Consider the following 26,479-nt stretch of genomic DNA (forward strand, 5'->3'; position numbering starts at 1 on the left):
GAGCTGAATCCGCTCGGCTGCCGTTTATCCACAAGACGGGGATTCCGCGCTCCCGACTCCTGTGCGCTTGCGTCGCGGAAGGAAAAACCTGTTGAGGCCTGATAATCCTTGAATCCCACCGACTCTTAAGAAATAGCAATCTAGATCTATCTATTCTTTTATGAGGCGGGATGTGGAAAAGACGGCGCGAAAGGTGATGGAGGTTCTCTCCGGAAAAACGGTCAGCCCGCCTCCGGTGTGGCTGATGCGACAAGCCGGCAGATACTTGCCGGAATATCGCCAGACCCGAAGCCAGGCGAAGGGATTTCTCGATCTCTGTTACACGCCCGAACTCGCAGTCGAAGTGACCATGCAGCCGATCCGGCGTTATGGCTTCGATGCGGCGATCCTGTTCTCCGATATCCTCGTCATTCCCGACGCGATGAACCGCAATGTGCGTTTTGTCGAAGGTGAAGGACCGCAACTCGATCCCATTTCTCTGGATGAAATCGAGAGGTTGCAAGCTCCCGATGTCGCGCGGCGCCTCGCCCCGGTGTTCGAAACGGTGAGCCGGTTGCGCGAAGGCCTGCCGGACGCGACGACGCTTCTCGGCTTCTGCGGCGCGCCTTGGACGATCGCCACCTACATGATCGCCGGGCACGGCACGCCGGACCAGGCGCCGGCGCGGTTGTTCGCCTACAAGCATCCTTCGGCTTTCGAAAGGCTGCTTTCCGTCGTCGCCGAGGCGTCGGCGGAGTATCTGATCCGCCAGATCGACGCCGGCGCCGATGCGGTGCAAATCTTCGATTCCTGGGCCGGGGTTCTCGGAGACGAAGAGTTCGAGCAATATGCGGTGCGGCCGGTGCGGCGCATCGTCGATACGCTCAGGGCGGCGCGGCCGAGCGCCAGGGTGATCGCCTTCGCCAAAGGCGCGGGCGCAAATCTCCGCAGCTATCGCCAGGGCGTCGACGCCGACGCGATCGGTCTCGATTGGACGCTTCCGCTGGAATTCGCCGCCGAGCTACAGAAAGACGGCGCGGTGCAGGGCAATCTAGACCCGCTGCTCATGGTCGCGGGTGGTGACGCGATGGAGAGCCGGGCCCGCCGCATCGTCGACAAGCTCGGCCATGGACCGCTGATCTTCAATCTCGGCCACGGCATCACGCCGCAGGCCGATCCCGAGAACGTGACGCGACTGCTTCAGGTTATTCGCGGTGGTTGAGGAGAGCGCCATGACGAACCCTGAGGCAGATGCCGGAGCAGGAGCCTGGCGACGCGCCGGCGCGGCGATCGCAGTGTTTCTCGCCTTGATCGGGGCGGTGTTCTTTTTCGCTCCGGACGATGCTTATCTCTGGATCAAGGCGATGCATGTCATCGCGGTGATCTCCTGGATGGCGGGGCTGCTCTACCTGCCGCGTCTGTTCATCTACCATCATCAATCCGCGCCGGGCTCGGGGACTTCCGACACCCTGAAGGTGATGGAGCGCCGGCTGTTTCGGGTGATCATGAACCCGGCCATGATGATCTCCTGGGCGCTCGGCCTCTATCTGGCGTGGGACGGTTTCGGCTTAATCGGCGGCTGGCTGCACGCCAAGATCGCCGCCGTGGCGCTGATGACCGCAGCGCATGTGTATTTCGGTCGGGCGATGCGCGCCTTCGGCCGCGACGAGCGTCCTTCGACGGAGCGCGGTTGGCGCTTTCTCAACGAAGTTCCGGCGCTTCTGATGATCGCCATCGTTTTGTTGGTAATCGTCAAGCCGTTCTGATTTGACTTGTCAAAGCGCGTCGAGTCTGGCAGAGCACTAATCACACGCGGAATGACGGCGCAATTTTGCTTCATTCTGCACAGCGGCATGCCCTTCCTTCCTTCATGCCGATCTCAAGACCTTTCCGGTTGTCTTCCCCCAACGCCCCGATGGTTCGCTTCATGGCCGAGATGAAACTCCAAGACCTCAAGAACAAGACCGCCACCGATTTGCTGGCCTTCGCCGAATCCGTGAACGTCGAAAACGCCAGCGTCATGCGCAAGCAGGAGTTGATGTTCGCGATCTTGAAGAATCTCGCCGCCCAGGAGGTCGAGATCATCGGCGAAGGCGTAGTGGAACTACTTCAGGACGGCTTCGGATTCTTGCGGTCGGCAAACGCCAACTATCTGCCGGGTCCGGATGATATCTATATCTCGCCCTCGCAAATTCGACGTTTCTCGTTGAAGACCGGCGATACGGTCGAAGGTCCGATCCGCAGCCCCAAGGAAGGCGAACGCTATTTCGCGCTGCTGAAAGTCAACACCATTAATTTCGACGATCCGGAAAAGATCCGTCACAAGGTGCATTTCGACAATCTGACGCCGCTCTACCCCAATGAGCGCTTCAAGATGGAATTGGACATTCCGACCAACAAGGACATGTCGCCGCGGGTGATCGACCTCGTCGCGCCTCTCGGTAAAGGCCAGCGCGGCCTGATCGTTGCGCCGCCGCGCACAGGTAAAACGGTGCTGTTGCAGAACATCGCCCATTCGATCACCGCCAATCATCCGGAATGCTATCTGATCGTTCTGCTGATCGACGAACGCCCGGAAGAAGTGACGGACATGCAGCGCTCGGTGCGCGGCGAAGTGGTTTCCTCGACCTTCGACGAACCGGCGGTGCGGCATGTTCAAGTCGCCGAAATGGTGATCGAGAAAGCCAAGCGTCTTGTCGAACATGGCCGCGACGTGGTTATTTTGCTGGATTCGATCACACGCCTTGGCCGCGCCTATAACACGGTGGTCCCATCGTCGGGCAAGGTTCTGACCGGCGGCGTCGACGCCAACGCCCTCCAGCGCCCCAAGCGTTTCTTCGGCGCCGCCCGCAATATCGAGGAAGGCGGTTCGCTGACGATCATCGCCACAGCGCTGATCGACACCGGCAGCCGCATGGACGAAGTGATCTTCGAAGAATTCAAGGGCACCGGCAATTCCGAAATCGTTCTGGACCGCAAGGTGGCGGACAAGCGAATCTTCCCCGCGATGGATATTCTCAAGTCTGGCACCCGCAAGGAAGACCTGCTCGTTCCGCGCCAGGACCTGCAGAAGGTTTTCGTGCTGCGCCGCATCCTCGCCCCGATGGGCACGACCGATGCAATCGAATTCCTGATCGACAAGCTGAAGCAGACCAAGAACAACGGCGATTTCTTCGATTCGATGAATACGTGATAGGCCTGCACCGATCGCAAAGCCGCAATGACTTGAGCGTCGAAGCAAAATACAGTATGGCAACCGCCGGGCCAGCCCGGCGGTTTTTGTTTGCGCCCATTCTCTCAGGACCCACTGTTGATGACGTCGTTTGGCGACACGATCTATGCACTCTCATCCGGGTCGCTGCCCAGCGGCGTGGCGGTGGTGCGCGTCAGCGGGCCGGAGGTGGATGCGGTGCGTCGCCATCTCCACCTTGGCGAGCTGGCGCCACGCGCCGCGCTGTTGAGGTCTGTGCGCCGGCAAGGCGGCGATCTGATCGACAGAGCGCTCGTCCTCCATTTCGCGAAGCCCCACTCGTTCACCGGTGAGGATGTGCTCGAACTCCATCTTCATGGCGGCCGAGCCGTGGTGCGCGCGGTTCTCGACGAGTTGGCTTCCGTACCGAACTGTCGCCATGCGGAGCCTGGAGAATTCACGCGACGGGCATTCGACAACAACCGGCTGGACCTGACCGAAGCCGAGGGCATCGCCGATCTCATTTCAGCCGATACCGAGATGCAGCGCCGTCTCGCTATGTCTCAGGCGCGGGGAGATCAAGGTCGGCTCTATCGTGAGTGGATGGATCGCCTGACCAGGGCGCGCGCTTTGATCGAGGCCGAGCTCGATTTCCCCGAAGAGGACGATGTACCCGGCTCCGTGAGCGAGCGAGTCTGGGCGGACGTGAATCAAATCGGAAACGAAATAAAATTGTTTCTCGATAGGGGCCGCATCGGTGAGATGGTGAGGGACGGCTTCAACGTCACGATCATCGGACGTCCAAATGCGGGAAAATCTAGCCTTCTCAATTATTTGGCGCAACGGCCGGCTGCAATCGTAACAGATATCCCAGGCACGACGCGCGATCTGATTACCATTGATCTCGACCTGAGGGGATATCTGGTTCGTATCACCGATACGGCCGGGTTGCGGAACACGGATGAAGTCGTCGAGGCCGAAGGGATCAAGCGGGCGCTATCGTCTGCGCAGAACGCTGATCTCGTCCTGAGCCTCCGCGAGACGGGTGATCAGGATCCGTTCGAACAAATCGATTCGGAAGTGGAACATATTTTTGTCGAGACCAAGGTCGATCGTTGTCCTTCCGCAGATCAGACCGGGATGGCGATATCGACTGCTACGGGATTTGGCATCGAGGCCCTCATCGACGCCATCCTGACGAGGGTTGGTCTCGCCTTCGAAAATGGAACGCAAGATCTCGCACCTGCGCGGTCGCGTCATCAGACTCTTTTGGCATCTGCACTTTCGCATATTAGAAACGCTGAAATAGCTGTCGATCAACCTCTTGAAATTCGATCCGAACGTCTGCGGCTTGCAGCACGGGACCTGGGCCGAATCACTGGTTTTGTTGATCCGGACGATCTGCTCGGAGTGATCTTCTCGGAATTTTGCATTGGGAAATGAGTTGGGATTCTCGCATTGCGAGTCTCGCGTTTCACGTGAAACACTGGCGCGTAACCGATTCGGAAACGCAACGAATGGAGTGTCACATGCATCGACGTTATGATGTCATCGTGGTCGGCGGTGGCCATGCCGGCGCAGAGGCCGCTTCCGCTTCCGCTCGGCTGGGCGCGAAAACGGCTCTCGTCACCCATAAAGCCTCCACCATCGGAGCGATGTCTTGCAATCCGGCGATTGGCGGGTTGGGCAAAGGACACCTGGTTCGTGAGATTGACGCTCTGGACGGGCTGATGGGACGCGTGGCGGACAAAGGCGGGATTCAGTTTCGGCTTCTTAATCGTAAAAAGGGGCCCGCGGTGCGCGGGCCACGAACTCAGGCAGACAGAAGGCTTTACCGCGAAGCCATGCAGGCGGAAATCGGCGGGCACGCCCAGCTTGATGTTATCGAGGGGGATATCGTTGATCTGCTCCAGCATGAGCAAGGCGTTTCCGGCGTCGCCCTCGGCAGCGGGGATGTGATTTCATGTGGAGCTGTTGTTCTGACCACAGGCACCTTCCTGCGTGGTGTGATTCATATCGGCGACCGAAAGATCCCGGCGGGTCGCGTCGGGGAGGACCCTTCGATCGGACTGTCGGCGACACTTGCAAAGCTGGGATTGAGGCTCGGCCGATTGAAGACGGGAACACCTGCTCGACTCGACGGACGAACCATCGACTGGACGGGACTGGATCGGCAAGGTCCGGACGAATACCCTTCGCCCTTTTCTTTCATGACGGATGCGATCACCAATCCGCAAATTGATTGCGGAGTCACCCGCACGACCCCGGCGTCCCATAAGATAATTCAGGACAATATCCATCTCTCGGCGATGTATTCCGGACAGATCGAAGGCGTCGGTCCACGATATTGTCCGTCGATCGAGGACAAGATCGTGCGGTTCGGCGAGCGCGACGGCCATCAGATTTTCCTGGAGCCTGAGGGGCTGGATGATCCGACCATCTATCCCAACGGGATATCAACCTCCCTTCCTGAACATGTCCAGGCCGCCTTCATCCACAACATCCCCGGCCTCGAGCGGGTCGCGATCCTGCAGCCGGGCTATGCAATCGAATATGACCATGTCGATCCCCGCGAATTGCATCCAAGCCTCGAAGTCAAGGCTTTGCGCGGTCTTTATCTGGCCGGCCAGATCAATGGCACGACCGGCTATGAAGAGGCGGCGGCGCAAGGGCTTGTCGCGGGGTTGAATGCTGCGCGCCGGGTCGGCGGTATGGAGCCCTACATTTTCAGCCGCACCGAATCCTATATTGGCGTCATGATCGATGATCTGACGTCCAGAGGCGTGAGTGAACCTTATCGCATGTTTACCTCGCGGGCCGAGTTCCGCTTGTCGCTCCGGGCTGACAATGCCGATCAACGGCTGACGCCGATCGGATTGTCGCTGGGCTTGGTCGGCAAAGAAAGACGAGAGCGTCTCAACGCCTATCTGCAGGACCTTGATTCTGTCCGGGATCGTTTGAAGGGCTACAGCCTAACACCGAGCGAGGCATCAAAGTACGGTCTCCGGATCAATCAGGATGGGCAGCGCCGCAGCGCATATGAACTTCTGTCCTACCCGGACATGAATCTCGACCGTTTGGGAGCGGTGTGGCCCGATCTGAATGTTGTTCCAAAATGGAGTCGGGATGCAATCGAGATCGAAGCTGCCTATGCCGTGTATTTGGACCGCCAAGCGACGGAGGCAGCGGAGACGCGACGAGAAGAAGAACGTCTCATTCCCGAAGAGCTCGATTTTTCGGAGCTTCCTGGCCTGTCGGCAGAATTGAAGTCGAAGCTCGGTCGCTTCAAGCCGCGGAATATCGCGCAAGCGGCCAAAATCGATGGCATGACCCCAGCGGCCATCACGCTATTGCTTACGACGATTAAAAAGCGTGAACAATTACGGAAGGTTGGTTGAACATTGCCTGCAATGCAAAAGAGTCTCCGCGACAAACTGATCGGCATGGGTGTTTCACGTGAAACGCTGAACCGGCTAGAAACGTTCGCGGACGTGTTTGCCAAATGGGCGGCAGTCATCAATCTCGTCGCGCCGTCGACGAAGACGGATCTCTGGGAGCGTCATATACTCGACAGCGCTCAGTTGGTGACGCTGCAGCCGAATGCTGGACAATGGGTAGATCTGGGCAGCGGAGGCGGCTTTCCCGGAATCGTCACAGCGATTTTCCTGGCGGAGCGTGGTGACGGTCAGGTGCACCTGGTCGAAAGCAACCACAAGAAGGCTGCATTTCTCCGCGCCGCGCTTTCGGCGACCAACGGCAGGGGAACCGTGCATGCAGTTCGGATCGAAACAGCACCCGATCTGATCAAATCTTGTGATTTCCTATCTGCACGCGCGCTCGCGGAGCTCGACATACTTTTTGATTTTGCAGAGCCTTGGGCTTCGCGAAATCCCGACCTCGTATGCTACCTGCATAAAGGCCGGGATTACCGCAGCGAGGTCGAAAAATCGCGTAGGCGCTGGTCGTATGATCTGGTAAAACACACCAGCATTGTGGAGCCGGATTCCGTGGTCCTTGAAATTCGGCGGCTCCAGAAGATAACTTGACCTCATTTTGGTGGGCCGAATGAACAAGCCGAAGCACCGCATCATCACCATCGCCAATCAAAAGGGCGGCGTCGGCAAAACCACCACCGCCATCAATCTGGCGACGGCGCTGGCTGCAATTGGTGAGAATGTCCTCATCGTCGATCTCGATCCACAGGGCAACGCCAGTACGGGGCTGGGCATCGATCGAAGAAGCCGCCTGCTGTCGACCTATGATCTTCTTATAGGCGAGCATGGGGTCGCCGATGTTGTTATGCCTACCGTCGTTCCCAATCTCACCATCGCGCCATCGACCATGGATTTGCTCGGCGTCGAAATGGAGATTGGCCAGCAGCCGGACCGCGTCTATCGGCTGCGTCAGGCGCTGAGTAGCCCGGAGGCCGCCGAATATGATTATATTCTGATCGATTGCCCGCCGTCATTCAACCTTCTGACCATGAATGCGCTTGCTGCTGCTCAATCGGTGCTGGTTCCGCTGCAATGTGAATTCTTTGCTTTGGAGGGATTGAGCCAGCTTCTCGAGACGGTCGACCAGGTGCGGCGTTCCGTGAATCCGGGATTGGACATTCAGGGCATCGTCTTGACGATGTTCGACTCTCGCAACAATCTGGCGCAGCAGGTCGTTTCGGACGTGCGCGAACATCTCGGCGAGAAAGTGTACCACACGCTGATTCCACGAAATGTCCGGGTTTCGGAAGCGCCGTCCTATGGCAAACCCGCAATTCTCTATGATTTGAAATGTGCCGGCAGCCAGGCCTATCTTCAATTGGCCTCGGAAGTCATTCAGCGGGAGCGGCAGCACAGCCGCGCGGCATAACATTTCGGTGTCGAAATAGTCTGGTGTTGACATGAACGAAGATCCTTCAAAGCGTCGTCTTGGGCGCGGCCTCGCCGCTTTGATCGGCGAGATGGACCAACCCTTGTCGGTGCAGCAGGGCAAGCCGACTGTCGGGCCGGATCGCCGGGTGCCGATCGAGATGGTGATCCGAAATCCGCGTAATCCGAGGAAGAATTTTCTCGAAGAAGAACTTCAGGATCTCGCCTCTTCGATTCGCCAGCATGGCATCGTCCAACCGGTCGTGGTGCGAACCATGCCGGATGGGAAATACGAGATCATCGCGGGTGAGCGACGCTGGCGCGCCGCGCAATTGGCGGGTCTTGTCGACATCCCAGTGATCATCCGCGATGTCGACGATCGGACAGCGCTGGAGTTGGCGATTGTCGAAAACGTTCAGAGATCGGATCTCAACCCGATCGAAGAGGCGATGGGTTACGACCAGCTGATCGCCGAGCACGGCTATACGCAGAATGATCTCGGCGAAATTATCGGCAAAAGCCGCTCTCACGTGGCCAACAGCCTAAGGCTGTTGAAGCTGCCCGATCCCGTTCGGGACATGCTTTATGATGGGAAACTGTCTGCAGGTCATGCCCGGGCGTTGATTCCGACATCCGATCCTGTGGCGCTGGCTCGCACGATCGTCGCCAAGGGTCTTTCGGTCCGCGACGCCGAGCGCATCGCGCAAAACGATATCCGAGGGCATAGTAGCGCCGGCGGCGAGCGACCAAAAGCGGTCGAGCCGGATGCCGATACCTTGGCGCTGGAACGGACGCTTTCTGACAAGCTGGGGCTCGAGGTCAAAGTCGCCCATAAGGGCGATGGTGGACGCGTGACGATCGCCTATAAAACGCTAGATCAGCTCGAAGAGCTCTGCCGTCTGTTGGAGAGAAGCTGAATCCGGCTAACTAATTGCGCGCCTGTTTGCCTCTGCCGGCGATGAGGGTGGTGGCGAGCAGGGTTTGCAGCGCAATCGTGTCCTCGAGGCTGTTGCGCCGCCGACATTGCAGGATCGCGAAATGCAGCCGGTTGAGTTCACGGGCGATCAGGTCGCCCGTCCAGGCGCGGAGGGCCGCCTCGATCACGGGCTTTCTCCGAAAATGTAGATGGCGCCCATGCGCCGCGATGGCGTCTGCGGCGCTGGAGCGGCGTTCCTCCATATCGGAGCGCATCAGATCGAGCAGCTGCAATTGCCGCATCACGCCCTGAATGACGAGGAACACCGGCGTCTTCGAGGCGATGACTTTCTGGGTAGCATGGAGAAACGCGTTCCGGTCGCCCTTCAGCACCGCGTCGACGGCGTCGTCGGTGGAAATGGCGCTGGCGTCGCCGATCACGGCGGCCACGTCGTCGGCCTCGATCGTCGGGCGGCCCAAGGCGTAGAGCGCCAGCTTGCGGATTTCGCCTCGTGATGCAAGCCTGTCTCCACCGAGCGATTCCGCAAGAAGCGCTCGCGCGTCCGGCGTGATCCTGAGGTCGAAAGCGGCCAATTCTTCATCGATCAATCCATTCAACGCCCGGGCGTCGTCCGCATAACATGGAATGGCCATGGCGCCGGATGCCGTTTCTGCCGCTTTGCGAAGATTGGCCCCCTTTTTGAGGTCACCCGCTTCGATGATGATCCAGGCGCCCAGTTCTTTGTCGGCGCCGAGATTGGCGACCGCGTCCGCCAGTCCCTTGTCGGCGCCGGCGCCCTTGATCCAAATGAGTTTTTCGCCGCCGAACAGCCCTGTGGAACGGGCTTCGTCATAAAGGCGGCCTGGGTCGCCAGAGAGATCGGAGGCCTCTAAGCGCATGAAGGAGAAGGCGTCCTTGAGATCGACCTTGGTGGCGGCCGCCAAGGCTGCTGCGCGCTCGGACACCAGGCCGCGGTCCGGTCCATAAACGAGAAAGAGGCGGTGGTCGCCCAGCCGCCGCTTCAAGAAGGAATCGAATTCATGGGCCTTGATTTCGGCCATGTTACCGGCCGAGCCAAGCCGCGAGGTCGGCGCGGATGAGTTCAGCCAACTCTCGCGCCGCGCGATTTTCGGCGTCCCGCGTGGCGCGGATCTTGGCGTATTCCTGGGTGTTGAAATCGACCAGCGCCACCGCCGAACGATGGCCAGTCTTCAAAACTTCACCGGTCGACTTCTTGGTGAGAGTGAAATCGGCCTTGAGCACCAGACGCCCTGCCCGCTCCTGATCGCTGGAGCTATCGACGAGCACGCCGACATTCCGGGTCTTCACCTTCAGGTCGACCTCATATTCGGGATTTACCGGCTCGCCAGCTCCACCAGCGGCGAGAAAGATCAGGTTGTTACGAACTTCCAGCTCGATTCGATCGTCGGCTTCGGAAAATTCGATGGATTTCAATGCGGCGTCCACGCCTGAGCCGGTCGCGTAAAGGGGTCGAACCTGGCATCCCGCGGACACCAGGAGGAGGCCGGCGACGGCTGCGCCGGCAATGCGCTTCAGCGGCGCTGCGAATTTGCGATCAGACGACGACATTGACGATCCTTTGCGGCACCACGATGATTTTCTTCGGCGTCTTGCCCTCGAGCGCGGATTTGACCGCGTCGAGCGCCAGCACCGCCTGTTCGATCGAAGTTTGATCCGCATCGCGGGCGATTGTCAAATCGGCGCGCTTCTTGCCATTGATCTGCACCGGCAGAGTGATCTCGTTTTCGGCGACGAGATCCTTGTCGAACACCGGCCAGTTGGCTTCGGCAACGAGACCATCCTTGCCGAGCACCGTCCAGCATTCCTCTGCCAGATGCGGCGTCATCGGCGCGATCAGATGCACGAGAATTTCGGCGGCTTCACGAACGGCTGCGATATAGGCCGCGTCCGCCTTGCCCGAGGCGACTGTGGTCAGCGGCTGCGCCAGAGCATTGACGAATTCGTAGATACGAGCCACGGCCTTGTTGAAGCCGAGGCGCTCGTAGTCACCTTCGACCGCCTTCAGCGTCTTGTGCGCGATCTGGGAAACAGATTGCGCATCGCCTTGCTTAGCCGGAGTCGCCTCGACTGTGTTCAGCTGTTCGGCGGCTTCGGAGATCAGGCGCCAGACGCGCTGCACGAAGCGATGCGCGCCTTCGACACCGCCTTCGGTCCAGATCACGTCGCGATCGGGCGGGGAGTCGGAGAGCACGAAGAAGCGGGCGGTGTCGGCGCCGTAGGAAGCGATGATGTCGTCGGGGTCGACGACATTCTTCTTGGACTTCGACATCTTCTCGATCGAGCCGATGGCGACTTCGTCGCCGCCGTCGAGCAGATAGGCCTTGCGCGCGCCGTCGACCTCCTCGATCCGGATCTGCGCCGGCTCGATCCATTCGCGCTGGGCGCCTTCGCCGCGGCTATAGGTTTCATGCACGACCATGCCCTGTGTGAACAGGCCCTTGAAGGGTTCGTCGAGACCAACATGGCCGGTTTCACGCATGGCGCGGGTGAAGAAGCGGGAATAGAGCAGATGCAGGATCGCATGCTCGATGCCGCCGATATACTGATCGACCGGCAGCCAGGCGTCGGCGGCAGCGGGATCCGTCGGCGCATCTTCCCACGGCGCGGTGAAGCGCGTGTAATACCAGGAGGAGTCGACGAAGGTGTCCATCGTGTCGGTTTCACGACGCGCGTCATGGCCGCATTGCGGGCAGGCGACATGGCGCCAGGTGGGGTGACGGTCGAGCGGATTGCCGGGCGTGTCGAAGGTGACGTCGTCGGGCAGTTGCACCGGCAGGTCCTTCTTCGGAACCGGCACGACGCCGCAGACTTCGCAATGGATCACCGGGATCGGGCAGCCCCAATAGCGCTGACGCGAGACGCCCCAGTCACGCAGGCGGAAGTTCACCTTGCGCTCGGCCTGCGGCGCGCCATGCAGGTCAGTCGCCGCCAGGCGGTTCGCCACTTCGTCGAAGGCTTTCTCGGTGGTCATGCCGTCGAGGAAGCGTGAATTGATCATCACGCCGTCGCCGATATAGGCTTCGTCGATGATGCGGAATTCGTCCTTATCAGCGCCTTCGGGCATCACGACCGGGGTGACCGGCAGGCCGTATTTGTTGGCGAAATCGAGGTCGCGCTGGTCGCCGGAGGGGCAGCCGAAGATCGCGCCCGTGCCGTAATCCATCAGCACGAAATTGGCGATGTAAACCGGGATTTCCCAGGACGCGTCAAAGGGATGGCGGACGCGCAGGCCCGTATCCATGCCCTTCTTCTCGGCGGTCTCCAAAGCGGCGAGCGAAGTGCCGGCGCGGCGGCAATCTTCGCAGAATTCCGCAATCGCGGCGTCCCTGGCGGCGGCGGCCTTGGCGACCGGGTGGTCGGCGGAGATCGCCAGGAAGGAGGCGCCGAACAGCGTGTCGGGACGGGTGGTGTAGACGGTGATGTCTTTCAGATCGGCAAAGCCGTCATGCGCCACGACGTCCCAACGGATGGTCAGACCTTCCGAGCGGCCGATCCAGTTCTTCTGCATCAGCCGGACCTTTTCCGGCCAGTTCTCCAGCGTGTCGAGCTTGTCGAGCAGGTCCTGGGCGAAATCGGTGATCTTGAAGAACCACTGGGTCAGTTCGCGCTGTTCCACCAGCGCGCCGGAGCGCCAGCCGCGGCCGTCGATGACCTGCTCATTGGCGAGCACGGTCATGTCGACCGGATCCCAGTTGACCTTGGAGTTCTTGCGATAGACCAGGCCCTTTTCCATCATGTCGATGAAGAGGTGCTGCTGGCGCTTGTAGTAATCGACGTCGCAGGTGGCGAATTCGCGCGACCAATCCAGCGACAAGCCCATGCTCTTCAGCTGCTTGCGCATAGCGGCGATGTTTTCGTAGGTCCAGGCCTTGGGGTGCACCTTGTTCTTCATCGCCGCGTTTTCAGCCGGCATGCCGAAGGCGTCCCAACCCATGGGATGCAGGACATTGTAGCCGCGGGCGCGCTTGAAGCGGGCGACCACGTCGCCCATCGCATAGTTGCGCACGTGACCCATATGGATGCGGCCCGAGGGATAGGGGAACATCTCGAGGACGTAATACTTCTCGCGCGGGTCGTTGTTGTCGGTTTCGAAGACTTTGCCTTCGTTCCAGCGTTGCTGCCAGCGGGGTTCGACCTCGCGCGGATTGTAACGTTCTGACGCCATTTTTCTTGTCCGGGACCCTGAATTCTCGATCAAATCGGGGGTGACCTTCATCATGAAAGCGGGAGCGCGTCAAGTTTTTAGGCCGGTCGAAGCCGCTCCGGCTCTTGGCAAAGACAGGGGGCGGAGGCTAGGTAGGCGCAACGAAGAAGGAGCCGTTCATGTCGACCGTCGAACGCTATCAAGAGATTCTCGCCCGCATCGCCAAAGCCGCCGATGAAGCCGGCAAATCCTCTCCGCAACTGGTGGCGGTGACCAAGATGTTTTCAGGCGAAGAGGTGCGGCCGTTGATCGAGGCGGGCCATCGCGTGTTCGGGGAAAACCGGGTTCAGGAGGCGGAAGCGAAATGGCCGGCGCTCCGGATGGCGTTTCCGGATATCGAGTTGCGGCTGATCGGGCCGCTGCAATCCAACAAGGCCGAGGACGCCGTGGCGCTGTTCGACGTGATCGAAACCGTCGACCGCGAGAAGATCGCCCGTGCCCTGAAGGCCGAGATGGACAAGCAGGGCCGCAGCCCTCGCCTTTATGTGCAGATCAATACCGGGCTCGAGCCGCAGAAAGCGGGCGTCGCCCCGGACGACGCGCCCGCTTTCCTGTCCTTCTGCCGCGATGACCTGGGTCTGGCAATCGAAGGGCTGATGTGCATTCCCCCGGCGGATGAGAATCCCGGACCGCATTTCGCGCTGCTCGCCAAACTGGCCCGGGAAAACGGCGTCGACAAGATGTCGATGGGCATGTCGGGGGATTTCGAGATCGCGACGGCCATGGGGGCGACGAGCGTCCGCGTGGGCTCCGCGATCTTCGGCTCACGCTGAGACGGGACGCGGCTGGGTGGCGACGACTGTCAGGAACAGCAGCATGGAGGCGAGCGCCAGAAGGCTGCCAACGATCGCCAGCCCCTCGCCTTGCCCTTGCACCGCCAGCGCGATGCCGGGCGCCAGCGTCACGACGCCGAGATTGGCGAAGACGACCTGAATGACGCCGAGCCGCCGAACGCCGGAGCCAGCGAGAGCGTAGTAGGAGCCGAACAGCGCCAGAAGCACCCCTCCGACGAGATTGAGATGGGCATGCGCCGGCGCCAAGGTGTGATCCTGTGCGATGCCCATATAGATCCCCAGGCCCATGCCGATGGTGAGATAAAGTGCAGAAGCGATCCAGCAACTGCGAGAAAGTGTATTCATAAAAGTCCTCCAGGGCGCGTTTGCCAGCCAGGCCTTGCGCTTTGTCAATTAAAACCGTCGTATCGCGTCGCATCTAACCCTTTGGTCGGATTGTCCCCATCCGCCCCTTCACGATAATTGCGCATCAGGCGGTTTCGATCGGGAGGCGGAAACGATGACTGGCGGATACAGGGATGTTTATGCGGCATGGGAGCGGGACCCGCTGTTCTTCTGGGAACAGGCTGCCCAGACGATCGATTGGTTTCGCGCGCCGACGAGGATATTCGACGAAGGCCAGGGCGTCTACGGCCGGTGGTATGCCGACGGCGTCACCAACACCTGCTACAACTGTCTCGACCGCCATGTCGAGGACGGACGAGGCGACCAACTGGCGCTGATCCATGACAGCCCGATGACCGGTTCCGTCATCCGCTACACTTATTCCGAAGCGCTTGGAGAGGTGAAAGCGATCGCCGGCGTCCTGAGCAGCCTCGGCGTCGGCAAAGGCGATCGCGTCGTCATCTATATGCCGATGATCCCGGAAGCGGTGTTTTCGATGCTGGCCTGCGCCCGGCTCGGGGCCGTGCATTCGGTGGTGTTCGGCGGCTTTGCGGCGCATGAGCTCATGCATCGCATCGAGGATTCGGAAGCCAAGCTGGTGATCACCGCAAGCTGCGGGCTGGAGCCCGGCCGGGTGGTGCCCTACAAGCCGATGGTCGATCAAGCGATCGCGGATGGTCATATAAAGCCAGCGCATGTGCTGGTCTATCAGCGGCCGCAGGCTGAGGCCGCAATGATCGCCGGCCGGGACGTCGATTTCGCCGCGGCGGTCAAGGACGCCAAGACTGCGGGCCGCGACCAGATCGCCTGCGAACCGGTGCTCGCGACCGATCCGCTCTATATCCTCTACACATCCGGCACGACCGGCCAGCCCAAGGGCGTGGTGCGCGACAATGGCGGCCATATGGCCGCGCTCGCCTGGTCGATGCAGAACATCTACGGCGTCAAAGCCGGCGATGTCTTCTGGTCGGCGTCCGATATCGGCTGGGTGGTCGGCCATTCCTATATCGTCTATGCGCCGCTGATCAACGGCTCGACCACCATCGTCTTCGAAGGCAAGCCGGTCGGCACGCCGGACGCCGGCACCTTCTGGCGCGTGGTCGCGGAACATGGCGTCAGCGCGCTTTTCACCGCGCCGACCGCCTTCCGCGCCATCCGCAAGGAGGATCCGGAGGCGGAGTTCGTCGGGAAATATCCGATGCCGACTCTGAAGGCGCTGTTTCTCGCCGGCGAACGCGCCGATCCGGAAACCCTCAAATGGGCCGAGCGGTATCTGGGCGTTCCCGTCATCGATCACTGGTGGCAGACCGAAACCGGCTGGGCGATCGCCGCCAATCCCTTCGGGCTGGATCTCCTGCCGGTCAAGCATGGATCGCCGGCGCTGCCGATGCCGGGCTATCAGGTCGATGTGCTCGATGACGCCGGTCATCCGGTGGCGAACGGCGTTCTCGGCAATATCGTCATCAAGCTGCCTTTGCCGCCCGGCTGTCTCGCGTCGTTCTGGAAGGCGGACGACCGCTTCCGCAAGAGCTGCCTCGAAGAGTTTCCGGGCTACTACAAGACGGCCGACGCCGGCTATCGCGACGAAGACGGATATCTCTTCATCATGGCCCGCACCGACGACATCATCAACTGCGCAGGCCACCGCCTGTCGACCGGGCAGATGGAGGAGGTCTGCGCGACCCATCCCGACGTCGCCGAATGCGCCGTCATCGGCGTTGCCGACGAGTTGAAAGGGCAGATCCCCTGCGGTTTCCTCGTGCTCAAGAACAATGTTTCACGTGAAGCCGGCGCGATCGAAAAGGAAGTGGTTAATCTGGTCCGTCAGGAAATCGGCCCCGTCGCTGCTTTCAAGATGGTCATTCCGGTGACGCGGCTACCCAAGACGCGCTCGGGCAAGATATTGCGCGGCACGATGCAGAAGATCGCCGATCGCCAACCCTGGAAAATGCCGGCGACCATCGACGATCCCGCAATCCTCGGCGAGATCGAGGCGGCGCTCAGGGCGCATGGTCACTGAGCGCAACGCTCTTCACCAGCGTGACCCGGCATAAAAAGAAGGCCCGTTTCGCGAGAAACGGGCCTTATGACATCATGCGAATCTTTCGGATCAGTACTGATCGTCGTCTTCGTCGGAGCGATTCGACGACAGCGACTTGAGCTTGGCGAAGACGGCGTCGGCGTCGATTTCCTTGAAATCGTCGTTGTCGGCTGCGCGCTCGGTCTCGCGGGCCGATTCGAGCGTGGCGCCCTGCTCTTCTTCCGTCTGGAACGGACGGTTGCGGGCGGCCTTGTCGACCTCCATGTCCAGATCGATCTGCGAGCAGAGGCCGAGCGTCACCGGATCCATAGGGGTCAGGTTGGTGGAGTTCCAGTGGGTGCGTTCGCGGATCTGCTGGATCGTGTTCTTGGTGGTGCCGACCAGACGCGAAATCTGCGCGTCCTTGAGCTCGGGATGATTGCGGACCAGCCAGAGAATGGCGTTGGGGCGATCCTGGCGCTTGGAGACCGGCGTGTAGCGTGGGCCCTTGCGCTTGGACTCGGGAACGCGGACCTTCGGCTCGGACAGCTTCAGCTTGTGGTTCGGATTGGCTTCGGCGCGGGCGATTTCTTCACGCGACAGCTGGCCGGTCGAAATCGGGTCGAGGCCCTTGATGCCTTGGGCGGCTTCGCCATCGGCGATGGCCTTGATTTCGAGCGGATGCAGCTTGCAAAACTGTGCGATCTGATCGAACGACAGCGCCGTGTTGTCTACCAGCCAGATCGCCGTCGCCTTCGGCATGAGCAGCTGTTGAGCCATGGATACAATCCTTCTGAGCCGCCTGCGCCGGGGTCGCAGGCCGTTTGTGTTAACCACAATGTCCGGGGATGGACGGGCTTATATCCCAAGCGTCGCGAAAATGCAATTGTTTGCAAATCCGTTGACCAAAGTCTCATTGCCGCGGCCATCTGAGGTGCTATGTTATTGTCATCCAACCGCAAAAGAGTTGCGGTTCCGAGCGAACGAATTGGGAGGAGCCAATGTCCGCCAAAGTCTATCCGGTGCTGAAGCCGGCGAAAACGCGCGCGTTGATCGACGATGAAAAATATCAGAAGTGGTATGAGGAAAGCGTCGAGAACCCGGACAAATTCTGGGGCAAACACGGCAAGCGCATCGACTGGTTCAAGCCCTACACCAAGGTCAAGAACACGTCCTTCAAGGGGCGCGTGCCGATCAAGTGGTTCGAAGACGGCCAGACCAACGTCTCCTATAACTGCATCGACCGTCACCTGAAGACGCATGGCGACCGCACCGCCATCATCTGGGAAGGCGACAATCCCTATATCGACAAGAAGATCACCTATAACGAACTTTACGATCAGGTATGCCGCATGGCCAACGTGCTCAAGAAGCACGGGGTCAAGAAGGGCGACCGCGTCACCATCTATATGCCGATGATCCCGGAAGCCGCCTATGCGATGCTGGCATGCTCCCGCATCGGCGCCATCCATTCGGTGGTGTTCGGCGGCTTCTCGCCGGAAGCGCTGGCCGGCCGCATCGTCGACTGCGAATCCACCTTCGTCATCACTTGCGACGAGGGCGTGCGCGGCGGAAAGCCGGTGCCGCTCAAGGAAAACACTGATATCGCCATCGATATCGCGGCGAAGAATTACGTCATCGTCAACAAGGTCCTCGTCGTGCGCCGCACCGGCGGCAAGATCGGCTGGGCGCCGGGCCGCGATCTCTGGCATCACCAGGAAGTCGCCACCGTCAAGCCCGACTGCCCCCCGGTCAAGATGCGCGCCGAAGATCCGCTGTTCATCCTCTACACGTCGGGCTCGACCGGCAAGCCGAAGGGCGTGATGCACACGACGGGCGGTTATCTCGTCTATGCCTCGATGACGCATGAATATGTGTTCGACTATCACGACGGCGACATCTACTGGTGCACGGCGGATGTCGGCTGGGTCACCGGACATTCCTATATCGTCTATGGTCCGCTCGCCAATTGCGCCACGACGCTGATGTTCGAAGGCGTGCCGAATTTCCCGGATCAGGGCCGCTTCTGGGAAGTGATCGACAAGCACAAGGTCAATATCTTCTACACCGCCCCTACCGCGATCCGCTCGCTGATGGGCGCCGGCGACGACTATGTGAAGCGCTCCTCGCGCTCGACGCTGCGTCTGCTCGGTTCGGTCGGCGAGCCGATCAATCCGGAAGCCTGGGAGTGGTACTACAATGTCGTCGGCGAGGCGAAATGCCCGATCGTCGACACCTGGTGGCAGACCGAAACCGGCGGCATCCTGATTTCGCCGCTGCCGGGCGCGACCGACCTCAAGCCGGGCTCGGCGACGCGGCCGTTCTTCGGCATCAAGCCCGAGCTGGTCGACAACGAGGGCAATCCGATCGAGGGCGCGGCCGACGGCAATCTCTGCATCACCGACAGCTGGCCCGGCCAGGCGCGCTCCGTCTATGGCGATCACGACCGCTTCATCCAGACCTATTTCGCCACCTACAAGGGCAAGTATTTCACCGGCGACGGCTGCCGGCGCGACGAGGACGGCTATTACTGGATCACCGGTCGCGTCGACGATGTGCTCAATGTCTCGGGCCATCGCCTGGGTACGGCGGAAGTGGAATCGGCGCTGGTGTCGCACCATCTGGTGTCGGAAGCCGCCGTCGTCGGCTATCCGCACGACATCAAGGGCCAGGGCATCTATTGCTATGTGACGCTGATGTCCGGCGTCGAAGGCAATGACGCGCTGCGCGCCGAACTCGTCAAGCATGTGCGCAGCGAGATCGGTCCGATCGCCACGCCCGACAAGATCCAATTCTCGCCGGGCCTGCCGAAGACGCGCTCCGGCAAGATCATGCGCCGGATTCTGCGCAAGATCGCCGAGGACGATTTCGGGGCGTTGGGCGACACGTCGACGCTCGCCGATCCAGGCGTCGTCGACGAGTTGATCGCCAATCGCCAGAACCGTCAGATGAAGAAGGCCTCGTGACATTGTGAGGGGCCGGCGCCATCGGGGCCGGCCCTCTCAGCACCCTTGCCGGCTGATGATCTCTTCGACCTGCTGCAGAGAATGGCAGACATTCTCGCAGGGGACGCCGTCATTGTCGCCATCGGCGCGGCGATAGCCCGAGCACCAGAGAGCGACCGCGTCCTCGCAGGAAGAGATCTGTTTGCAGCTCAACCTCACAGTATGAACAAAGGACTGCGGATTGTGCGGCGTCGTGGCAAGCGGTTGCGGGATCAGAGAAAGAAGGAAAAACAGCGGCATGGGAAAACTCCTGCCGCAGCTTTATCCGCCGGACGCGAAGAATCCACCAACGCGCTGCAACCTCAGCAAGAGACCGACGCTTTCTTCCCTCCGTCATAAGGCCGCGCCAGACCGGCGGCGAGCAGCAAATCGGAAGCGTCATCCGCCTCCCCGAAGGAGAGGCGCGCCACCACACGGCCGAAATATTTGTCGGCGTCGATATCGGACAGAGCGAGATCGCCGCCTTTCAGGCGCTCTACGAGCAGGTCGCGGGCGGCGCGGGCCCTTTCGCGTTCCATGGGACAGCGGCTTTTGAGCTCCGGCGTGTCGATGCCGCGCAGGCGCACCATCACGGATATGATCTGTTGCGGCCAGGGACGGGCGTTGACCAGCACCGTGTCGCCATCGATCACCGAGACGAGTTCTGCCGCCACGGGACCATCGACATGGTAGCGGCGGCTGACTTCGGCCCGGCCGTCAACAGCGCCGTAGCCCAGAAGGGCGAGCGTTGTGACAGACAATAGGTTGACAAGTCGGAGCGGTCTGAACATCAAAGGAAAATATTCCGAATTCAAACCGCATTCAATAGGAATTATTTCAGATCAGAAATCGATGGCGCGGCCGTTGATTTCCCAATCGCCGAAACGGGCGGGATCGGCTCCGCCTCGACCGCCGACTTCCGGGGCCGGCTCCGGGGCTTCGGCCGCCCTGCGACGGTCCTCGGCTTCCTGAAGGGCGCGCATCGCGGCTGGCGACAGCGGCTTGCGGCCGGTTTCGTCATTGTCGTTGTCGGCGTCGGTCATGGCTTTACCCGGATTGAATTTTATGACGTCATTTCCCATGTCATTGCATGGCGGGCGATTTCAAGACCCGCACCGAGGAGAAAAACATGAATTACGTCAAGACTGCCATGTTGCTCGCCTTCATGACGGCCTTGTTCATGGGTGTCGGCTTCATGCTGGGCGGACGCGGCGGCATGATGATCGCCCTTGTCGTCGCCGCCGGCATGAACCTGTTCTCCTGGTGGAATTCGGGAAACATGGTGCTGTCCTCCTATGACGCTCAGGAAGTGGACGAGCGTAGCGCCCCGGAATTCTACCGGATGATCCGCGATCTCGCGGCCCGCGCCAATCTGCCGATGCCGCGCGTCTATATCATCAACTCCGACCAGCCGAACGCCTTCGCCACAGGCCGCGCGCCCGATGCCGCGGCTGTGGCCGCCTCCACCGGTCTCTTGCAGCGACTGACGCCCGAAGAGGTCGCCGGCGTGATGGCGCACGAGTTGGCGCATATCGAAAATCGCGACACGCTGATCATGACGGTCACCGCGACGCTCGCCGGCGCGATTTCGATGCTCGGCAATTTCGCCTTTTTGTTCGGGGGCAACCGCGACAATCGCAGCAATCCCTTCGGCTTCATCGGCGTGCTCGCCACGATGATCATCGCGCCGTTCGCCGCCATGCTGGTGCAGATGGCGATCAGCCGTACGCGCGAATATGCCGCCGACAGGCGCGGCGCGGAAATCTGCGGCAATCCGCTCTGGCTCGCCTCCGCGCTCGACAAGATCGCCACGGCGGCGCATCACATTCCCAATCCGCGCGCCGAGGCCAATCCGGCCACCGCGCATATGTTCATCATCAATCCGCTGTCGGGCGAACGGATGGACAGTCTGTTCTCCACCCATCCCAACACCGAAAACCGCATCGCGGCCTTGCAGGAACTGGCGCGGGGCATGCGGGCGGCGCCGGAGCGTCCGCAGCCTTCCCCGCCCCGGCCGGCGCCGCCGGCTGCGCAGCCGTCTCAGGAGCGCCCGAGCCCATGGGGGGCCTCGACGGACGCGCCCGCGCCTGATAGTTCGGGTCGCAAAGGCCGCTCCGTGCCCAATATCACCTGGGGGCGCGGCGATCGCAAACCTCCCGAAGGACCTTATTCTTGACCAAGACACCCGGCCGCCCTCCCCGCAAGACGTTCGACAGAAAAGAGGCGGCCGAGATCTCGTCCAAACCGGGCTATGCCGCCCGGGCCGCGGCCGCCAAAATGATGGCGGCGATCATCGACCAGAAAACGCCGATGGATGGCGTCATCGATGACGATCACGGCAATCCGGCCTTCCGTGCATTGTCCGGGGCCGACAAGGCGCTGGTCCGCGCCATTCTCAATTCCGGCCTTCGGCATCTCGCCTGGATCAACGCCATTCTCGACGGCTATCTGCAGACGCCGCTGCCGGATGGCGCCCGGCATCTTCGGCATGTTCTGGCGGTCGCGGCCGCGCAGATCCTGTTTCTCGACGTGCCCGACCACTCCGCGGTCGATCTCGCGGTGGAACAGGCGAGGCTCGATCCGCGCTCGGCCCGCTTCGCCAATCTCGTCAACGCGTTGCTGCGCCGGCTGGGCCGCGAAAAAGAAGAAGCCCTCGCCCGCGTCCGCGCCGAGGTTCCGATCTTCCCCGCCTGGTTCCAGAAGCGTCTGGTGGCGGCCTATGGCGAAGAGGTCGCCCGACGGATCGGAGAGAATTTCATTACGCTTCCGCCGATCGACCTGACCGTGAAAAGCGATCCCCAGGGCTGGGCGGACAGGCTGGGCGGCGCGGTGTTGTCGACCGGCAGCGTGCGCCTGACGGAGCTTCAGCGCGCAGTGACCGAGCTCGAAGGCTTCGACGACGGCGCCTGGTGGGTGCAGGACGCCGCCGCCGCCATTCCCGCCAAATTGATGGGGGACATTTCGGGCAAGCGCGTCGCCGATCTCTGCGCCGCCCCCGGCGGCAAGACGGCGCAACTGGTCTTGGCAGGCGGCAAGGTGACGGCGGTGGAGCAATCGGCCAGCCGCATGAAACGGCTCAAGGGCAATCTCGCCCGCCTCGGCTTCGAGGCGGAATTCGTGGTGGCCAAGCTCGAAGAGCTGAAGCCCGAAGAGCTTTTTGACGCCATCCTGCTCGATGCCCCCTGCTCTTCGACCGGCACCATCCGCCGGCATCCCGATGTCATCTGGACAAAGAGCCCGGAAGACGTCGTCAAGCTCGCTTCGGTGCAGCGGCGCCTGCTCGACGCCGCCTTCCGGATGGTGAAGCCCGGCGGCCGACTGGTCTTCGCCAATTGTTCGCTCGACCCGCTCGAAGGGGAGGAACTGATCGCCCGCTTCCTCAAGGAAACGCCTGAAGCGCGGATGCGGGCGGTCACGACCGAAGAAGAACCGGCTCTTCCCGATGAAATCGTAAAAAATGGCCAGATCCGCACAACGCCCGATATGTTGAATGGAGTCGACGGCTTCTATGCCGCCGTCCTCGAAAGGTCTGAATAACCGATCTTGTCGATAGCGGCGCGGTCTTCGGCTCTGTAATCATCCGATTCGGCGCCTAATCTTCCAAAAAATCGGGAGAGGCCTTTACATCGTGCTGTATTAGGAAAATTGTATTGGCTGAATGCTGGACCATCCTCCGTTCGAGAAACATGGGACGCGGCCTCGGTCATGAGTGAGCGCATGCGACGGGCTTTGGGGCGGTTGACCGCCTGGAAAATCGCCTCGATCCCGAGTCTGCGCCGCCCGCCGGATCGGCTGCTGGTGGCGCCGACTGATCTGCGCGCGGCTGATCCCTTCGTCGCCGAAGAGATCGCCGAAGGACGATTCCCCTTGGCGGGACGGTTGCTGATCAGCGAAGGGCGTTCGCCGTTTCTGCTCGAATTGCCCTCCAAGGAATTCGCCAATCGTCTGCACGGCTTTTCGTGGCTGAGACATGTCCGCGCCTCCAAGAACGACGCGCATGCCGCCGTCGCCCGGCGGCTGGCGGATGAATGGCTGACCGCGCATGGCCGCCAGATGTCCGGCTTCGTCTGGGAGACCGGATTGGTCGCCCAGAGGCTGATCGCATGGCTGTCGCACTCGACGGTCCTGCTCAAGAACACCGACATGGCGTTCTATCGACGGTTCCTGCGGTCGATTTCCGACCACATCCGCTATCTCGAAGCCATGGCGCCCTCCAGCGCCGACGGCATGCCGCGTCTGACGGCGCGGATTGCGCTCGCCATGGCCTCGCTGGCGACGCCGATGTCGCCCAAACGGGTGGAAAAGGCCGCGAGTCTGCTCGATGCGGAACTGGAGCGGCAGATCCTCGCCGATGGCGGTCACATTTCTCGGAACCCCCGCGCCGGGCTGGAGATCCTGCTCGACCTGCTGCCGCTCAGGCAGACCTATGTCAATCTCGGCCACGACCTGCCGGTAAGACTGGTGCCGACCATAGACCGGATGTTCCCGGCCCTGCGCTTCTTCCGCCACCAGGGCGGGGAACTCGCTCTGTTCAATGGCGCGACCTCCACGCTGGCGCGCGAATTGATGTCGGTGCTGCGCTACGACGAGACGGCGGGGGCGCCGTTCAAGGCCTTGCCGCATATGGGCTATCAGCGGCTGTCTGCGGGCGGCGCGGTGGTGCTGATGGATGTCGGCCTGCCCGTCACCCAGGACATGTCGCGCGAGGCGCATGCCGGCTGTCTCTCCTTCGAGCTGTCGTCGGGGAAACACCGCTTCATCATCAATTCTGGCTCGCCGCATTTCGCCGGCGACCATTACCGGCAGCTGGCGCGCGCCACGGCGGCGCATTCGACGCTGACGCTGAACGACACGTCGTCCGCCCGCATGGTCAAGAAGAAGAGCGACGGCCCGCCTGTCCTCGAAGGGCCGAGCGCGGTGCAGCTCCGCAGGCAGGACGCGGAGGAGGGAGGCCAGGCTGTGGCCGCCGCGCATGACGGTTATGTCGGCCTGTTCGGACTGGTGCATGAGCGCACGCTGAGCATCAATTCCACCGGCGCGCTGCTGCGCGGCAAGGACCGGCTGAGGACGGCCGAAGGCTCCGACGTCGGCCAAGACCGGCTGGACAAGGTCTCGATCCGCTTCCACATCCATCCGCAGATCGACATCCGTCGGATCGACGAGAACGAGGTTCGGCTGGTGGCGCCCGACGGCGAACAATGGACCTTCGTCTGCATGGACGCGGAAGTCCTCATCGAAGACGACGTGTTCTTCGCCGATCCGAGCGGCGTTCGCGCCAGCCGCATGCTGGAGCTTTCCTACACAGCGGGTCTACTGCCGGAAATCCAATGGGTGTTGACCCATCGCGGCCCGGGTTGAGCCCGTAAAGCCTGGCGACTGCCGAAAGCGGGTTTAAACCGTGGCTCGCCTGTGCTAACGGCGCGGCAGACATCGCTTTCAGGGGGCTCATGGCATGGCCGTGCAATCGAAACGAATTCCCGCGCCGGATCTGGTGACAGTCAAGACCGCGCTCATCTCGGTATCGGACAAATCAGGCGTGGTGGAGCTGGCCCGCGACCTGATCGCGCTCGGCGTGACCATCCTGTCGACCGGCGGCACGTTCAAGGCGCTGTCGGAGGCCGGCCTCGCGGTCACCGACGTTTCTCAGGTCACCGGCTTTCCGGAAATCATGGACGGCCGCGTCAAGACGCTGCATCCGAACGTGCATGGCGGACTTCTCGCCATACGCGACGACGCCGATCACCAGAAGGCCATGGCGGATCACGGAATTTCCGCCATCGATCTGTCGATCATCAATCTCTATCCGTTCGAAGAGGTTCGCGCCAAGGGCGCCGACTACCCGGAAAGCGTCGAGAATATCGATATCGGCGGGCCGGCGATGATCCGCGCCTCGGCCAAGAACCATGCTTACGTGACCGTCATCACCGATCCGGCCGACTACTCGACGCTGGTCGACCATTTGAAGTCCGAAGGCGGCACGCCTTATCGCTTCCGTCAACTGATGGCGCAGAAGGCTTACGCCCGCACGGCGGCTTACGACACGGCGATCGCCAACTGGATGGCCGAAGATCTCGGCGTCGACGCGCCGCGCTACCGCACCGTCGGCGGCGTGCTGCGCGAGGAAATGCGTTATGGCGAGAATCCGCATCAGAAGGCCGCCTTCTATGTGACGGGCGAAAACCGCCCCGGCGTGGCGACCGCCGCGCTTCTCCAGGGCAAGCAGCTCTCCTACAACAATATCAACGACACCGACGCGGCCTTCGAGCTCGTGGCGGAGTTTTCACCCGAAAAGGGTCCGGCCTGCGCCATCATCAAGCACGCCAATCCCTGCGGCGTCGCCACCGGCGGCTCGCTTCGGGACGCCTATCTCAAGGCGCTCGCCTGCGACTCGACCTCGGCCTTCGGCGGCATCATCGCGCTGAATTCGCTGTTGGACGCCGAGACCGCGCAGGAAATCGTCAAGCTGTTCACCGAAGTGATCATCGCCCCCGAAGTCAGCGACGAGGCCAAGGCGATCATCGCGACCAAGCCCAATCTGCGGCTCCTGACCACCGGCGCGCTGCCGGATCCGCGTCATCCGGGGCTGACGGCCAAGACAGTCTCCGGCGGCCTGCTCGTTCAGGCCCGCGATGCGGGGGCAATCGACGACGTCACGCTGAAGGTCGTCACCAAGCGCGCGCCGACCGCGCAGGAAATCGAGGACCTGAAATTCGCCTATACGGTGGCCAAACATGTCAAGTCGAATGCGGTTGTCTACGCCAAGGACGGCCAGACGGCCGGCATCGGCGCAGGCCAGATGAGCCGGGTGGATTCCGCCCGCATCGCCGCGATCAAGGCCGAGGATGCGGCCAAGGCAGCCGGCTGGGCCGAGCCCAAGACCCGCGGCTCGGCTGCGGCGTCGGAAGCCTTCCTGCCTTTCGCGGACGGTCTTCTGTCGATGATTGCGGCCGGCGCGACCTCGGTCATCCAGCCGGGCGGCTCTATGCGCGACCAGGAGGTGATCGACGCGGCCGACGCCCATGGTGTCGCCATGGTGTTCACCGGCATGCGCCACTTCCGCCATTGAGCGAAGCCGGCTTCATTTCACCCGCCTTCTTTCAGGGA

23 protein-coding genes are annotated in these 26,479 nt (G+C 61.5%); 15 read left to right on the top strand and 8 right to left on the bottom strand.

What is annotated here, in order from left to right; genetic code table 11:
- The first annotated feature begins 172 nt into the window (after positions 1-172).
- The 8 genes from hemE to OCK01_RS16840 all read left to right on the top strand — a co-directional run bounded on the left by hemE (position 173) and on the right by OCK01_RS16840 (position 8,948).
- The gene (gene hemE / locus OCK01_RS16805) at positions 173-1,201 is read left to right on the top strand and encodes a uroporphyrinogen decarboxylase (RefSeq protein ID WP_263824931.1); all 1,029 of its coding nucleotides are present in this window, start codon (positions 173-175) and stop codon (positions 1,199-1,201) included.
- 10 nt (positions 1,202-1,211) lie between these two features.
- Complete coding sequence (hemJ, locus tag OCK01_RS16810) at positions 1,212-1,745, top strand: protoporphyrinogen oxidase HemJ (RefSeq protein ID WP_263824932.1); 534 nt, start codon at positions 1,212-1,214, stop codon at positions 1,743-1,745.
- 161 nt (positions 1,746-1,906) lie between these two features.
- Positions 1,907-3,172 (top strand): transcription termination factor Rho, encoded by a 1,266-nt coding sequence (rho, locus tag OCK01_RS16815; protein ID WP_263824933.1) that lies wholly within the window; start codon positions 1,907-1,909, stop codon positions 3,170-3,172.
- Positions 3,173-3,292: 120 nt separating this feature from the next.
- Positions 3,293-4,612 carry a tRNA uridine-5-carboxymethylaminomethyl(34) synthesis GTPase MnmE gene (gene mnmE / locus OCK01_RS16820; protein ID WP_263824934.1) on the top strand — a complete coding sequence of 440 codons (1,320 nt, stop codon included), beginning with the start codon at positions 3,293-3,295 and terminating at the stop codon, positions 4,610-4,612.
- Between the two features lie 86 nt (positions 4,613-4,698).
- Positions 4,699-6,567, top strand: coding sequence for a tRNA uridine-5-carboxymethylaminomethyl(34) synthesis enzyme MnmG (mnmG, locus tag OCK01_RS16825; protein WP_263824935.1), 1,869 nt, complete (start codon positions 4,699-4,701; stop codon positions 6,565-6,567).
- Between the two features lie 12 nt (positions 6,568-6,579).
- A complete protein-coding gene (rsmG, locus tag OCK01_RS16830) occupies positions 6,580-7,215 on the top strand; it encodes a 16S rRNA (guanine(527)-N(7))-methyltransferase RsmG (protein WP_263824936.1) in 636 nt (211 codons plus the stop codon).
- 19 nt (positions 7,216-7,234) lie between these two features.
- Positions 7,235-8,032 carry a ParA family protein gene (locus tag OCK01_RS16835; RefSeq protein ID WP_263824937.1) on the top strand — a complete coding sequence of 266 codons (798 nt, stop codon included), beginning with the start codon at positions 7,235-7,237 and terminating at the stop codon, positions 8,030-8,032.
- A gap of 31 nt (positions 8,033-8,063) precedes the next feature.
- A complete protein-coding gene (locus OCK01_RS16840) occupies positions 8,064-8,948 on the top strand; it encodes a ParB/RepB/Spo0J family partition protein (protein ID WP_263824938.1) in 885 nt (294 codons plus the stop codon).
- Between the two features lie 10 nt (positions 8,949-8,958).
- On the opposite strand, the gene holA is transcribed toward OCK01_RS16840, so the two are convergent.
- Genes holA through leuS form a run of 3 tightly spaced genes read right to left on the bottom strand, consistent with a single transcriptional unit; the run spans position 8,959 to position 13,154 of the window.
- Positions 8,959-10,008, bottom strand: coding sequence for a DNA polymerase III subunit delta (holA, locus tag OCK01_RS16845; protein WP_263824939.1), 1,050 nt, complete (start codon positions 10,006-10,008; stop codon positions 8,959-8,961).
- 1 nt (position 10,009) lies between these two features.
- Positions 10,010-10,537, bottom strand: coding sequence for an LPS assembly lipoprotein LptE (gene lptE, locus OCK01_RS16850; RefSeq protein WP_263824940.1), 528 nt, complete (start codon positions 10,535-10,537; stop codon positions 10,010-10,012).
- Positions 10,524-13,154, bottom strand: a complete 2,631-nt coding sequence (gene leuS, locus OCK01_RS16855) for a leucine--tRNA ligase (RefSeq protein ID WP_263824941.1) — start codon at positions 13,152-13,154, stop codon at positions 10,524-10,526. The genes lptE and leuS overlap by 14 nt, the downstream gene beginning before the upstream one ends.
- Before the next feature lie 158 nt (positions 13,155-13,312).
- On the opposite strand from leuS, the gene OCK01_RS16860 reads away from it, so the two are divergent.
- A complete protein-coding gene (locus OCK01_RS16860) occupies positions 13,313-13,966 on the top strand; it encodes a YggS family pyridoxal phosphate-dependent enzyme (RefSeq protein ID WP_263824942.1) in 654 nt (217 codons plus the stop codon).
- Here the strand turns inward: OCK01_RS16860 and OCK01_RS16865 are convergent.
- Positions 13,958-14,332, bottom strand: a complete 375-nt coding sequence (locus OCK01_RS16865; RefSeq protein WP_263824943.1) for a hypothetical protein — start codon at positions 14,330-14,332, stop codon at positions 13,958-13,960. The genes OCK01_RS16860 and OCK01_RS16865 overlap by 9 nt on opposite strands.
- A 154-nt stretch (positions 14,333-14,486) precedes the next feature.
- On the opposite strand from OCK01_RS16865, the gene OCK01_RS16870 reads away from it, so the two are divergent.
- On the top strand, positions 14,487-16,391 hold the full coding sequence (locus OCK01_RS16870; RefSeq protein ID WP_263824944.1) for a propionyl-CoA synthetase: 1,905 nt from the start codon (positions 14,487-14,489) through the stop codon (positions 16,389-16,391).
- A 90-nt stretch (positions 16,392-16,481) separates the two neighbouring features.
- Here the strand turns inward: OCK01_RS16870 and OCK01_RS16875 are convergent, their stop codons facing one another.
- Positions 16,482-17,171, bottom strand: a complete 690-nt coding sequence (locus OCK01_RS16875) for a DUF1013 domain-containing protein (RefSeq protein WP_182827952.1) — start codon at positions 17,169-17,171, stop codon at positions 16,482-16,484.
- Between the two features lie 221 nt (positions 17,172-17,392).
- Here OCK01_RS16875 and acs point away from each other — a divergent pair, with 221 nt between their 5' ends.
- Entirely contained in the window at positions 17,393-19,357 is a 1,965-nt protein-coding gene (gene acs / locus OCK01_RS16880; RefSeq protein WP_263824945.1) for an acetate--CoA ligase, read from the top strand.
- 36 nt (positions 19,358-19,393) lie between these two features.
- On the opposite strand, the gene OCK01_RS16885 is transcribed toward acs, so the two are convergent.
- From OCK01_RS16885 to OCK01_RS16895, 3 genes are all read right to left on the bottom strand, one after another.
- Positions 19,394-19,636, bottom strand: coding sequence for an excalibur calcium-binding domain-containing protein (locus OCK01_RS16885; RefSeq protein WP_263824946.1), 243 nt, complete (start codon positions 19,634-19,636; stop codon positions 19,394-19,396).
- Between the two features lie 62 nt (positions 19,637-19,698).
- On the bottom strand, positions 19,699-20,166 hold the full coding sequence (locus OCK01_RS16890; protein ID WP_263824947.1) for a thermonuclease family protein: 468 nt from the start codon (positions 20,164-20,166) through the stop codon (positions 19,699-19,701).
- 51 nt (positions 20,167-20,217) lie between these two features.
- Entirely contained in the window at positions 20,218-20,418 is a 201-nt protein-coding gene (locus OCK01_RS16895; protein ID WP_182827954.1) for a DUF1674 domain-containing protein, read from the bottom strand.
- A gap of 86 nt (positions 20,419-20,504) precedes the next feature.
- On the opposite strand from OCK01_RS16895, the gene htpX reads away from it, so the two are divergent.
- The 4 genes from htpX (at position 20,505) to purH (ending at position 26,441) form a co-directional block, all read left to right on the top strand.
- Positions 20,505-21,551 (top strand): zinc metalloprotease HtpX, encoded by a 1,047-nt coding sequence (gene htpX, locus OCK01_RS16900; RefSeq protein WP_263824948.1) that lies wholly within the window; start codon positions 20,505-20,507, stop codon positions 21,549-21,551.
- Positions 21,548-22,912 carry an RsmB/NOP family class I SAM-dependent RNA methyltransferase gene (locus tag OCK01_RS16905; protein ID WP_263824949.1) on the top strand — a complete coding sequence of 455 codons (1,365 nt, stop codon included), beginning with the start codon at positions 21,548-21,550 and terminating at the stop codon, positions 22,910-22,912. Before htpX ends, OCK01_RS16905 begins: the two co-directional genes overlap by 4 nt.
- 180 nt (positions 22,913-23,092) lie before the next feature.
- Positions 23,093-24,733, top strand: a complete 1,641-nt coding sequence (locus tag OCK01_RS16910; protein ID WP_263824950.1) for a heparinase II/III family protein — start codon at positions 23,093-23,095, stop codon at positions 24,731-24,733.
- A gap of 94 nt (positions 24,734-24,827) precedes the next feature.
- Positions 24,828-26,441 carry a bifunctional phosphoribosylaminoimidazolecarboxamide formyltransferase/IMP cyclohydrolase gene (gene purH, locus OCK01_RS16915; protein ID WP_263824951.1) on the top strand — a complete coding sequence of 538 codons (1,614 nt, stop codon included), beginning with the start codon at positions 24,828-24,830 and terminating at the stop codon, positions 26,439-26,441.
- The last annotated feature ends 38 nt before the right edge of the window (positions 26,442-26,479 follow it).

Source organism: Rhizobium sp. TRM95796 (assembly GCF_025779995.1).
Classification (GTDB): Bacteria; Pseudomonadota; Alphaproteobacteria; order Rhizobiales; family Rhizobiaceae; genus Rhizobium_E.

What these genes read in the sequence shown, in the direction of transcription:
- hemJ (WP_263824932.1), top strand. Translation starts at nt 1,212, where the DNA reads ATGACGAACCCTGAGGCAGATGCCGGAGCAGGAGCCTGGCGACGCGCC.
- rho (WP_263824933.1), top strand. Translation starts at nt 1,907, where the DNA reads ATGGCCGAGATGAAACTCCAAGACCTCAAGAACAAGACCGCCACCGAT.
- mnmE (WP_263824934.1), top strand. Translation starts at nt 3,293, where the DNA reads ATGACGTCGTTTGGCGACACGATCTATGCACTCTCATCCGGGTCGCTG.
- mnmG (WP_263824935.1), top strand. Translation starts at nt 4,699, where the DNA reads ATGCATCGACGTTATGATGTCATCGTGGTCGGCGGTGGCCATGCCGGC.
- rsmG (WP_263824936.1), top strand. Translation starts at nt 6,580, where the DNA reads ATGCAAAAGAGTCTCCGCGACAAACTGATCGGCATGGGTGTTTCACGT.
- OCK01_RS16835 (WP_263824937.1), top strand. Translation starts at nt 7,235, where the DNA reads ATGAACAAGCCGAAGCACCGCATCATCACCATCGCCAATCAAAAGGGC.
- OCK01_RS16840 (WP_263824938.1), top strand. Translation starts at nt 8,064, where the DNA reads ATGAACGAAGATCCTTCAAAGCGTCGTCTTGGGCGCGGCCTCGCCGCT.
- holA (WP_263824939.1), bottom strand. Translation starts at nt 10,008, where the DNA reads ATGGCCGAAATCAAGGCCCATGAATTCGATTCCTTCTTGAAGCGGCGG.
- lptE (WP_263824940.1), bottom strand. Translation starts at nt 10,537, where the DNA reads ATGTCGTCGTCTGATCGCAAATTCGCAGCGCCGCTGAAGCGCATTGCC.
- leuS (WP_263824941.1), bottom strand. Translation starts at nt 13,154, where the DNA reads ATGGCGTCAGAACGTTACAATCCGCGCGAGGTCGAACCCCGCTGGCAG.
- OCK01_RS16860 (WP_263824942.1), top strand. Translation starts at nt 13,313, where the DNA reads ATGTCGACCGTCGAACGCTATCAAGAGATTCTCGCCCGCATCGCCAAA.
- OCK01_RS16865 (WP_263824943.1), bottom strand. Translation starts at nt 14,332, where the DNA reads ATGAATACACTTTCTCGCAGTTGCTGGATCGCTTCTGCACTTTATCTC.
- OCK01_RS16870 (WP_263824944.1), top strand. Translation starts at nt 14,487, where the DNA reads ATGACTGGCGGATACAGGGATGTTTATGCGGCATGGGAGCGGGACCCG.
- OCK01_RS16875 (WP_182827952.1), bottom strand. Translation starts at nt 17,171, where the DNA reads ATGGCTCAACAGCTGCTCATGCCGAAGGCGACGGCGATCTGGCTGGTA.
- acs (WP_263824945.1), top strand. Translation starts at nt 17,393, where the DNA reads ATGTCCGCCAAAGTCTATCCGGTGCTGAAGCCGGCGAAAACGCGCGCG.
- OCK01_RS16885 (WP_263824946.1), bottom strand. Translation starts at nt 19,636, where the DNA reads ATGCCGCTGTTTTTCCTTCTTTCTCTGATCCCGCAACCGCTTGCCACG.
- OCK01_RS16890 (WP_263824947.1), bottom strand. Translation starts at nt 20,166, where the DNA reads ATGTTCAGACCGCTCCGACTTGTCAACCTATTGTCTGTCACAACGCTC.
- OCK01_RS16895 (WP_182827954.1), bottom strand. Translation starts at nt 20,418, where the DNA reads ATGACCGACGCCGACAACGACAATGACGAAACCGGCCGCAAGCCGCTG.
- htpX (WP_263824948.1), top strand. Translation starts at nt 20,505, where the DNA reads ATGAATTACGTCAAGACTGCCATGTTGCTCGCCTTCATGACGGCCTTG.
- OCK01_RS16910 (WP_263824950.1), top strand. Translation starts at nt 23,093, where the DNA reads ATGCGACGGGCTTTGGGGCGGTTGACCGCCTGGAAAATCGCCTCGATC.
- purH (WP_263824951.1), top strand. Translation starts at nt 24,828, where the DNA reads ATGGCCGTGCAATCGAAACGAATTCCCGCGCCGGATCTGGTGACAGTC.